Here is a 10189-nt window from a genome sequence, read left to right on the forward strand (position 1 = left end):
GGTAACCCGGCGACGAGCGGGTTTCAGTGCAGGTCAAGGGGCTGTCAAGAATTTGTCCAGCGGTTGGTAACCGATGTGTCAACCGCCGCGGTTCACGATCACGTCATGTCGTGGACGGAAGCGTGGCGGTGGCTGTGGGGCGCGTCGCCTGTGCTCGCGGAGCCGGTGGCCGATCCGGTGCATCACACGATCTTCGTGGTCGAGATCGACGGGTTCGCGTCGGCGGGGCGGACGAACATGCACCGGTTGACACTGCGGGCCGGGCTTTACGAGGTCGTGCAAGGGGCATTGGTAGGCAGTGGCGTGTCCTGGCTCGACTGCTACCACGCCGATCACGGTGATGGGATCCTCGTACTGGTACCCGCGGACTACCCGAAGGCGGTGTTCAGCGAACTGGTCCCGGTGGCGCTGACTGCGCTGTTGGCCGAGCACAACCGGGTGCACCGGTTGCCGGAGAGGATCCGCCTGCGAGTGGCGTTGCACGCGGGCGAGGTCAGCTACGACCCGTACGGGAGGACGGGAGCGGCGATCGTGCACACGTTCCGGCTGTTGCACTCGAGCGTGGTGCGGGACGCCCTGGCGAATGCGGCTGGGGATCTCGCGGTGATCGCTTCGGGGTGGTTCTACGAGGAGATCATCCGGCACAGTCCGGTGAGTCGACCCGAGTGGTACCGGCCGGTGTTCGTGCAGGAGAAGGAGACCGCGGCGTGGGGATGGATCCGGCTGCCGGGGGAGCGCTACGGCCGCTCGGACGATCTTGCGCTGGGCTGAGGAGGTGGGACCGACTGTGGTCGGCTCCACCTCCTGATCGCGAGCGGAGCCCGCTCAGCGCGATGCTTCACTTGTTTCAACGTTCATGTTCATGCTCATGGGAGATAAGGCCGAGAAAAGCTTTCCAAGCGGGCGCGGAAAATTCAAGGCACGGTGAATCATGATGTGAGTTATCGCTGTCTCGCACCAGTGCGCGTTCAGGCTCGAAGCGCACCTCCACGCAACTCTCGAAATGGCCGGAGTGCGAGCTTTGGAACCATTCTTTGTGGTTGGCCGGCGGCTTCTCTGTCATTGATGTCTCTTTAAATCGACGATGACCGGGTATATGATTGCCCTGATCAGGGCGCGGCAAGACGTGCTGTCGCAAGTTGCGACTGTTCGCGGCGGCTGAACATGTGTTTCCGTTATCGGGCCTTGGTGGAGTATTCCTTGCTCCAAGACGCGGTGGTGGCGAGTCGTACGCCGGGATGGGGGCTCCGGCTGCACCCCCATCCTCAACTGTCCGACCTCAGGCGTCCTCCGGCGTGATCAGGCATAGAAAAAACGTCCACGCCGATGGTGAAACCTCGATGGTCGGCGAATCGCGTCGCCGGTCCTTGCTGTCGCGCACCTGAGTGCGTCCACGCGTGAAACGGGTTTCGACACAGCTTCCGCCGGCACTGGAATAGCTGCTCTTGAACCACCCGTTGCGATCGAGGGTGGCGATTGGATTGTCGTTCACTTCACTCCATGTACTTGGTGTGATGGCGGACCATCTCGAATGTTTCTTTTCGGCCGAGGGCTCGCCGGTAAGCATCCTCGAACGTCATGGTGATGTTTCGCACCTCTATGGGATCTTCGATGATTCCCCAGGATGACACGGTTTCCTGCCAGGCCAACGTCGGCAGCTGCGAGTTGTCGAAGTCGATGACGACGACGGTCGCCCCGCCGAAGAGCCCGCATGCGGTCGCCGTGAAGGGGATCACGCGAAGGTCGAGCTTTTCCGGGTACTGTTCGATCATGGTGGCGAGGTGTGCGAGCTGGTCGCGGAGCACCTTCGGGCCACCGATCTGCTGCCGCAGCGCGGCTTCGCTGATGACAGCGGTGAACCGAAACGGGTCGTCGGGATCGGTGAGCCGCTGCTGCCGCCGCTGCCTGGCCTCGACGCGCTGGTTGACCTCGACCGCCCGCATGGTCACGTCGGGCAGGATGAGCGCCCGCGTGTAGTCGGCGGTCTGCAGCAAGCCGGGAATGAGCAGGTTCTCGTAGTCCCGCAGGCCACGTGCGCCCTGTTCCAGGCCGTAGAGCCGCTGGATCTCATTGTCGAACAGCGCGGAATAGCGGGTCCACCAGCCGCGCTCCTTGGCTGCGGCGCGCAGTGTCAGCAGCTCCTGCTGCTCTTCGCTGTCGAATTCGAACAGATCGATGAGCCGCGTCAGGCTTTCCAGCGAGAGGATCTTTCGCTCGTTCTCCACGGCCGACCAGTAGTTGCGGCTGAAGCCGAGCGCCTCGGTGATCGTCCTGACCTCGATGCCCAGCTGCTCGCGCCGCCGCTTCAGGCGCAGGGCGAGCTCCCAGGAAGCGACGACCGGCGACGAAGGCGCTGACAACGTCGGGCTCCTTTGCACGTGCTGACGCAGTTGCGAGAAGACGCTCATGGTTACGGTAACCGAACAGTCTTACCGAAGCAGTAGTGGTGAAGTAACCAGTTTGCCTAACCTTGAGCATAACCATCGAAACACTGCGGCGAGTCCGGCGACGCGCTCTCGATCGGGCGATGACGGGGTCGCGGTCAAGGGGATCGACATGCCGGAGCCCGATTCGACGAGGCCACCTGCGGCCCGGCTTGGCGGGCGGGCATGGGGATGGGACCCGCCCGGGCCTGGTGGCGGCTCCGGGATCATCGGTGTCGCTCCCTTCCCGGAGACCGGGCCGGGCGAAGCCGGCCGTCGGGGCGGCGTCGGCCTGAACACCGCGCACTGCACCATCGTCGTCGTCGATGTCGAAGGCTTCGGCTTGCGGAGCCGGACCAACCCGAACAAGGTTCGCGTCCGGCGGGGCATGTACCGGGCCCTCGAACGCGCCTTCGTCGCCGCCGCAATCCCGTGGGCTGCCTGCCGTCACGCCGATCTCGGAGATGGTGTGCTCGTGCTTGCCCCCGCCCGCATCTCCAAGGTCCTCTTCGCCGACCTGCTCCTCGGCCCGCTCGCCGACGAACTGGCGGCGCACAACGGCGCGCACCCGCCGTCCGAACGGATCCGGCTCCGGCTCGCGCTGCACGCTGGGGAAGTTTCCTACGACGACTACGGCGTCACCGGCTCTTCGATCCTTCACGCCCAGCAGTTGCTCGATGCTTCCGAACTGAAGCGCTCGCTCGCGGGAACCACCGCCCTGCTCGCCGTGATCGCCTCCGACTGGCTCTTCGACGAAGTGATCCGGCACAGCGAGCGCAGCTGCGCCGACGCCTACCATCCCGTCGGCATCGCGAACGGTGGTGTCGCGTGGATCCGCCTCGTTCAGCGGCGGCGCGATCTGTCCCGCCGCCTGCGGTTCGCTTGAATCGGGAAACCCCTGCCGTACTGGCGAAACTTTCCGAAAGTCATTGTCCCACTGCCGCTCTCGATCACATGCTTTTCCCATCGCCAGGCCTCGATGAGGAGGAAGCATGCTCACCAAGAACCGCTTCAGGGTTTTCGTCGGTGGGGCCGCCCTTGCGCTGGTCGCCGCCTTGGTGCCCGGGGTGGCACGGGCCGATACCACGATCACCACCAACCAGACCGGGAACAACAACGGGTACTACTACTCGTTCTGGACCGCCGGCGGGGGCTCGGTCTCCATGACGCTCGGGTCCGGCGGGAACTACCGGACCAACTGGAGCAACGCCAACAACTTCGTCGCCGGCAAGGGGTGGAGCAACGGCAGCCGGCGGACCGTGAACTACTCCGGCAGCTTCAACCCCTCCGGGAACGGCTACCTCTCCCTCTACGGCTGGACCTCGAACCCGCTCGTCGAGTACTACATCGTCGACAACTGGGGGAGCTACCGGCCGACCGGGACCTACAAGGGCACCGTCACCAGCGACGGCGGCACCTACGACATCTACCAGACCACCCGCTACAACGCGCCTTCCGTCGAGGGGACCAAGACCTTCAACCAGTACTGGTCCGTGCGGCAGCAGAAGAAGACCGGCGGGACCATCACCACCGGGAACCACTTCGACGCCTGGGCCCGCTACGGCATGCGCATGGGCAGCTTCAACTACTACATGATCCTCGCCACCGAGGGGTACCAGAGCAGCGGCAACTCGAACATCTCGGTGGGCTGACCGATGCGCACGTTGATCCTTGCAGCTGCCCTCGCGATCACCGGCGTGGTCGGCGCCGGCCCCGCGCACGCCGCCGGCTGCAACGGCTATGTCGGACTCACCTTCGATGACGGGCCCTCGAACGCGCACACCCCCGGGCTGCTCAACGCCCTGCGGCAGAACGGCTTGCGCGCCACCATGTTCAACGAAGGTCAGTACGCCGCCGCCTATCCCGGTCAGGTTCGGGCCGAGGTGAGCGCCGGGATGTGGGTCGGGAACCACAGCTACACCCACCCGCACCTCACGCAGCAGAGTCAGTCCCAGATGGACTCGGAGGTTTCCCGCACCCAGCAAGCGATCTCGGCCGCCGGGGGTGGGACGCCGAAGCTGTTCCGGCCGCCCTACGGGGAAACCAACTCCACGCTGCAGGCGGTCGAGGCCAAGTACGGCCTGCGGCAGATCATCTGGGACGTCGACTCGCAGGACTGGAACGGCGCGAGCGTCGACGCGATCGTGCAGGCCAACGCCCGCCTCGGCAACGGCCAGGTCATCCTCATGCACGAATGGCCCGCCAACACCCTGTCCGCCATCCCGCGGATCGCGCAGACCCTGGCGAGCCGCGGGCTGTGCGCGGGCATGATCTCGCCGCAGACCGGCCGGGCCGTGGCGCCGGGCTGAGACCTGGTGGCGCGGCGGCTCCGGAACCCGCCGCGCCACCTTCCTCGGTTCACGGACCGCCCGATGAACCCGCGCCGATCAGCCAGTAGGCCTCGATCGGCGCCCCGGGTGGAGCAGGACCCCCTCGGGGTGGAGAAACCCGCCGAATCCACTGTGGACAGATAAGCGGTCGGTTAACTCGCCGTAAGGAACCTCCTTAACCCGGACATTTCACCACCCCGGCGGACGTCGGTCGGCTGTCGTTCGGACGGCGTTCACCCTGCTCGCCCGCCGCCGTAATTTGCGGTGCCTAAGTTTCTTGATCGAGCCGCAAAGCGAGAGCAAGGAACCCATGGACGCACCCCTGGCAGTGAGAGCGCGCGGGATCAGCAAGTGCTTCGGTGACGTCGTCGCGCTCGACGGCGTCGACTTCGACGTCGCTCCCGGCCACATCCACGGGCTCGTCGGCCCGAACGGCGCCGGCAAGACGACGCTGCTCGGCCTGCTGCTCAGCCTGGCCGTCGCCGACGAGGGCAGCCTCGAGATCCTCGGCGCGCCGGTCGGCAAGAACCTCGGCGGGGTCGCCGGGTTCGTCGACGGCCCTGGGCTCTACCCCGCGCTCACCGCCCGGCAGAACCTCGCCGCGCTGATGGGCCTGCACGGCCGCGACCGGAAGACGCCGAAGATCGACGACGTCCTCGGCGAGGTCGGGCTCACCGACGTCGCCGACGACCGCGTGCGCGGCTTTTCCCTCGGCATGCGCCAGCGCCTCGGCCTGGCCGCCGCCCTGCTCACCGAGCCGCGGCTGCTGGTGCTCGACGAGCCGGCCAACGGCCTCGACCCGGCCGGCAAGAAGCACGTCCACGGCGTCCTCGACCGGCTCGCCGCCGAGGGCACCACCGTCGTGCTGTCCAGCCACCGGATGGACGACCTCGAGGCGCTCTGCTCCGAAGTCACCATCCTCGCCACCGGCCGCGTCGTCTTCACCGGCCCGCTCGGCAAGCTCTCGGCCGAGAGCGGCGAACTCGACCACCGCCTGCGCACCTCCGACCCGGACAAAGCGCGCGCGGTGGTCGCCGGCGCGCCCGGGATCCGGCTGGCCGACCCCGGCGCCGACGTCTTCGTGGTGCGCGCGCAAACCCCCGCGCTCGACGAACTGGTGCTGCGGCTGGCGAAGGAGGGCATCGCGGTGCGCGAGCTCGCGCCCGTCGTGTCCCCGCTCGAAGCCGCCTTCCTCGCCCTCACCGAACAGCCGGAGGCCGGCCGATGACCGCGACCCTCACCGAAGCCGCCAGGCCCGTGCCGGTGGCCCGCGGCTACCGCTTCGAGCTCGTCAAGCTGTTCGCCGCCTGGCGCATCCGCCTGCTGGTACTGGCCTGCTGGATCGCGCCCGCGCTGTTCGTCGCCGTGGTGAGCGAGCAGAGCTCGCTGCCCGTCGACACGCTGTTCGGCCGGTGGATGAACGCGACCGGCTGGGCGGGACCGCTGGTGATGCTCGGGTTCGCGGGTACGTACGCCCTTCCGCTGCTGACGTCGGTCGTCGCCGGGGACGTCTTCGCCTCCGAAGACCGGCTCGGCACCTGGCGCCACCTGCTGGTCGCGGTCCGCTCGCCGCGGCGGATCTTCGTCGCGAAAGCGCTTGCCAGTCTGACCGTCATCCTCGTGCTCGTCGCCGGGATGGCCGTTTCCAGCGCGGTCGGCGGGGTTCTCGCCGCCGGGAGCCGGCCGCTGGTCGGTCTCGACGGCCACTCGCTGGCCCCGGGCGACGCCGCCGTGCAGGTCCTGCTCGCGTGGGTCTGCGTGCTCGCCCCGACGCTCGCCCTCGGCGCGATCGGGCTGCTCGGGTCGGTCCTCTGGGGCCGGTCGCCGATGGGCCTGCTGCTGCCCGCGGTCGTCGCGCTCGTGCTGGCGCTGGCCCAGCTGCTGCCGCTGCCGGTCGCCGTCCGGCTCGCCCTGCCCAGCTACGCCTTCATCGCGTGGAACGGCCTGTTCACCGGCCCCGCCCAGCTCGGCCCGCTGCTGATCGCGGTCAGCGTCAGCCTCGCGTGGGCCGTCGCCGCGACCGCACTGGCCTACCTGCTCTTCGTGCGCCGCGACTTCACCAACCCCGCCCACGACGGCGGGGGGCGCCGCGCGCTCACCCTCGGTGTCCTGCCGCTGGTCGCGCTGCTCGGCGTGACGGCGGGGGGCGTCGCGGTGGCCACGCCGGCCACCGGGTCCGGGATCGACCTGGACAAGGTCCAGCGGTCGGTCGCCACCGCCTTCGCCCACCTCTACCGGCTGCAGGCCGGGCAGCTCGCCCGGCCCGACGTCACCGAGGAGCAGCTGGCCGCCACGGCCGCGTGCACCAAGGGCGACGGCCGGGTCGAGCCGGAGGGCCCCGGCAACGACTGGCGGTGCGTCGTCTCCTGGCACCTGCCGGACGTCGCGGCGACGGGCACGGCGATCTACCAGCTGGACATCACCTCGGACGGGCGGTACGTCGCCGACGGCGACGGACCGAAGGAAGTGAACGGCTACTTCCAGGTGCGGACCCCGGCAGGGGACCAACCCAACCCGCTCTGGCAGTTCGACGGGAACGTCGAGCTGCTCTCCTCCACCCCGAAGGGATAACCCCGATGCAGGTAACACGCCGCAGACGGCGTGCCGGGAAGAGCCGGAGCAGCAGTCATCGGCTGCGCTACGCCACGGCCGGCTCCGTCACGTTCGCGCTCGTCGCCACCGGCACCGGTGTCGGCGTCGCGTCGACAGCGCAGTTCGGCGAAGACCAGGTCGGCCAGGTCACCCAGAACGGCCAGGTCGTCTCCGCCGACCAGTACATCAAGCCGATCGGCGACCGCCTGGTCGTCAACAACGGCAAGATCATGGCCTCCTCGGTCAGCCCGGACGGCAGCCACCTCGCCGCGCTGACCACCGACGGCGGGATCGCACTCACCGTCGTCGACCTCAAGAACTGGCAGGTGCAGCAGCTCGTCGGCAACTCCGCGACGGCTAACCTGCGCATCGCCGGCAACGACGTCGGCCAGGAAGGCCCGACGTACTCGCCGGACGGGAAGTCGTTGTGGCTGGCCCAGACCGACGGCTACACGAAGTTCACGGTGAACCCCGACGGCACCGTGGCCGCGCCGGCGTCGGTCAAGATCCCGGCCGACGGCGCCAAGCACGCGCTGGTGGCGCAGGCGGTGTTCTCGCCTGACGGGTCCACTGTGTACTCGGCGGTCAACGGCCAGAACCGCGTCGTCGCCCTCGACGCGGCGACCGGCGCGATCAAGCAGAGCTGGGCCGTCGGCAACGCGCCGCGTGACCTGGTGCGCGTCGGCAACAAGCTGTACGTCAGCAACGAAGGCGGCCACCCGGCCAAGCCCGGCGAGCCGACGCTGAACTCGTACAACACCCAGGTGCCGGCCAGCCAGTTCACCGGCGCCACCACCAGCGGCACGGTCAGCGTCATCGACCTGGCGAACGCGGCCGCGACGCCGAAGAGCATCGACGTCGGCCTGCACCCGACCGCGGTGTACACCAAGAACGGCACGGTGTTCGTCACGAACACCGCGAGCAACACCGTCTCGGTCATCGACAGCGGCCGCGACAAGGTCGTGCAGACCATCGCGACCCAGCCGTGGCCGCAGGCCTCGGTCGGGTACGAGCCGGACGGCGTCACCCTCACCGACGACGGTCACCTGCTGGTGACACTCGGCCGCGCGAACGCGGTCGCCGTCTACCGCTTCCAGCGGGCGCAGGAGCCGGTGAGCTACGTCGGCCTGCTGCCGACCGACTACTTCCCGACCGCGATCACCACGGTCGGCAAGGACGTCGTCGTCTCCAACACCCGCGGCATCGACGCCCGCCGGCCCACCACGGCCGCCGGGCACGGCACGCACGACACGACGTCGAGCGTCCAGAAGTTCCGGCTGCCGGACGACCGCGCGATCCGCGGCTACACCGGCCAGGTCTTCAAGCAGAACGGCTGGACCGACGACGCGGTGCGGCAGGCGGAGTCGAACGGCCACCGCAACCCGGTGCCCGTCCCGGCGCGGCTCGGCGACCCGTCGACCATCAAGCACGTCTTCCTGCTGGTCAAGGAGAACCGGACCTACGACCAGGTCTACGGCGACGACGCGCGCGGCAACGGCGACCCGAGCGTGACGCAGTTCGGCGAGAACGTGACGCCGAACCAGCACGCGCTGGAGAAGCAGTTCGGGCTGTACGACAACACCTACGACATCGGCACGAACTCCGCCGAAGGTCACAACTGGCTGATGCAGGCCGACAACCCGGAGTACACCGAATCCTCGGCCGGTGAGTACCTGCGCAGCTACGACACCGAGGACGACGCCCTCGGCCACCAGAGCAGCGGGTTCCTCTGGACCGGCGCGCAGGCGGCCGGGAAGTCGGTCCGCGACTTCGGCGAGTTCCAGCAGTTCCTGACCAAGCCCGCGGACGCGAGCTGGCAGAACCTGTACTGCGACGCCAAGAACATGGCCACCGGCGAGCCGACGGCCTACCCGATGGTGTCGTCGTCGCCGATCCCGTCGCTGAACAACGTTTCGGTGCCGGGCTTCCCGAAGTTCGACACGTCGGTGCCGGACGTCTACCGGTACCAGGTCTGGAAGAACGACTTCGAGAAGAACGGGCCGGCCAACCTCAACATGTTCTGGCTGTCCAGCGACCACACCGGCGGCCCGCCGAACGCGGCCGCCCAGGTCGCCGACAACGACCTCGCGGTCGGCCGGATCGTGGACGAGATCTCGCACAGCCAGTACTGGAAGGACTCGGCGATCTTCGTCGTCGAGGACGACTCCCAGGCCGGTCTGGACCACGTCGACGGGCACCGGGCGCCGGTGCAGATCATCAGCCCCTACGCCCAGCACGGCGTCGTCGACAGCCACTACTACTCGCAGATCACGATGGTTCGGACGATCGAGCAGATCCTCGGGGTCAAGCCGATGAACCAGAAGGACAGCGCGGCGACGCCGATGGCGGCGGCCTTCACCCAGAAGCCGGACTACACGCCGTTCACCGCGCTGCCGAACCGCACGTCGCTGACCGACGGGCTGAAGACCCAGCCGTCGTGCGGGCCGGACGTCCCGGCCGCGGCGAACCCGGCGGCGGCGCCCGTGCCGTCGTCGGCGGTGCCCGCGGACAAGAAGCAGGTGGCGGCGCAGTGGCAGGAGTGGACGACGCACCAGCGTCTGACCGGCCCGAGCGCGGTCGCGGACTACGCGAACCCCGCGCAGATGAACCACTTCACGTGGTACCAGACGCACGGGTGGCAGCTGCCGTACCCGGGTGAGAAGCAGGTGTTCGCGCCCGACCAGGTGCCGGGCGCCTACCTCCCGGCCGCGGAATCGGACGGCTGACCAAGAGGTGGGGGGGGGGGGGGGGGCGGGGGGGGGGGGGGGGGCCCCCCCCCCCGGGGGTGAGGGGGGGGGGGTGGGGGGGGCCCCGCCCGCCCCCCCGCCCCCGCGCGGCCCCCCC

10 protein-coding genes are annotated in these 10189 nt (G+C 68.6%); 7 read left to right on the forward strand and 3 right to left on the reverse strand.

All coding sequences use genetic code 11. From position 1 onward, the window contains the following. The first annotated feature begins 105 nt into the window (after positions 1-105). Complete coding sequence (locus ACIRSS_RS34625; protein WP_400902451.1) at positions 106-771, forward strand: hypothetical protein; 666 nt, start codon at positions 106-108, stop codon at positions 769-771. A gap of 76 nt (positions 772-847) precedes the next feature. On the opposite strand, the gene ACIRSS_RS34630 is transcribed toward ACIRSS_RS34625, so the two are convergent. The 3 genes from ACIRSS_RS34630 to ACIRSS_RS34640 form a co-directional block, all read right to left on the reverse strand. Further along, positions 848-1063, reverse strand: a complete 216-nt coding sequence (locus ACIRSS_RS34630; RefSeq protein ID WP_400902454.1) for a DUF397 domain-containing protein — start codon at positions 1061-1063, stop codon at positions 848-850. Positions 1064-1279: 216 nt separating this feature from the next. Then, complete coding sequence (locus tag ACIRSS_RS34635) at positions 1280-1492, reverse strand: DUF397 domain-containing protein (RefSeq protein ID WP_400902456.1); 213 nt, start codon at positions 1490-1492, stop codon at positions 1280-1282. A gap of 1 nt (position 1493) precedes the next feature. Then, complete coding sequence (locus tag ACIRSS_RS34640) at positions 1494-2408, reverse strand: helix-turn-helix domain-containing protein (protein WP_400902458.1); 915 nt, start codon at positions 2406-2408, stop codon at positions 1494-1496. Positions 2409-2556: 148 nt separating this feature from the next. On the opposite strand from ACIRSS_RS34640, the gene ACIRSS_RS34645 reads away from it, so the two are divergent. From ACIRSS_RS34645 to ACIRSS_RS34670, 6 genes are all read left to right on the forward strand, one after another. Further along, positions 2557-3309 carry a hypothetical protein gene (locus tag ACIRSS_RS34645; protein WP_400902461.1) on the forward strand — a complete coding sequence of 251 codons (753 nt, stop codon included), beginning with the start codon at positions 2557-2559 and terminating at the stop codon, positions 3307-3309. A 106-nt stretch (positions 3310-3415) separates the two neighbouring features. Beyond that, positions 3416-4075 (forward strand): glycoside hydrolase family 11 protein, encoded by a 660-nt coding sequence (locus ACIRSS_RS34650; RefSeq protein WP_400902464.1) that lies wholly within the window; start codon positions 3416-3418, stop codon positions 4073-4075. 3 nt (positions 4076-4078) lie between these two features. Then, positions 4079-4732 (forward strand): polysaccharide deacetylase family protein, encoded by a 654-nt coding sequence (locus ACIRSS_RS34655; RefSeq protein ID WP_400902467.1) that lies wholly within the window; start codon positions 4079-4081, stop codon positions 4730-4732. Positions 4733-5063: 331 nt separating this feature from the next. After that, a complete protein-coding gene (locus ACIRSS_RS34660) occupies positions 5064-5981 on the forward strand; it encodes an ABC transporter ATP-binding protein (protein WP_400902470.1) in 918 nt (305 codons plus the stop codon). After that, positions 5978-7324, forward strand: coding sequence for an ABC transporter permease (locus ACIRSS_RS34665; RefSeq protein WP_400902473.1), 1347 nt, complete (start codon positions 5978-5980; stop codon positions 7322-7324). The genes ACIRSS_RS34660 and ACIRSS_RS34665 overlap by 4 nt, the downstream gene beginning before the upstream one ends. A 5-nt stretch (positions 7325-7329) precedes the next feature. Continuing rightward, positions 7330-10071, forward strand: coding sequence for an alkaline phosphatase family protein (locus tag ACIRSS_RS34670; RefSeq protein WP_400902476.1), 2742 nt, complete (start codon positions 7330-7332; stop codon positions 10069-10071). The last annotated feature ends 118 nt before the right edge of the window (positions 10072-10189 follow it).

The organism is Amycolatopsis sp. NPDC101161, from assembly GCF_044768185.1.
Lineage (GTDB): Bacteria > Actinomycetota > Actinomycetes > Mycobacteriales > Pseudonocardiaceae > Amycolatopsis.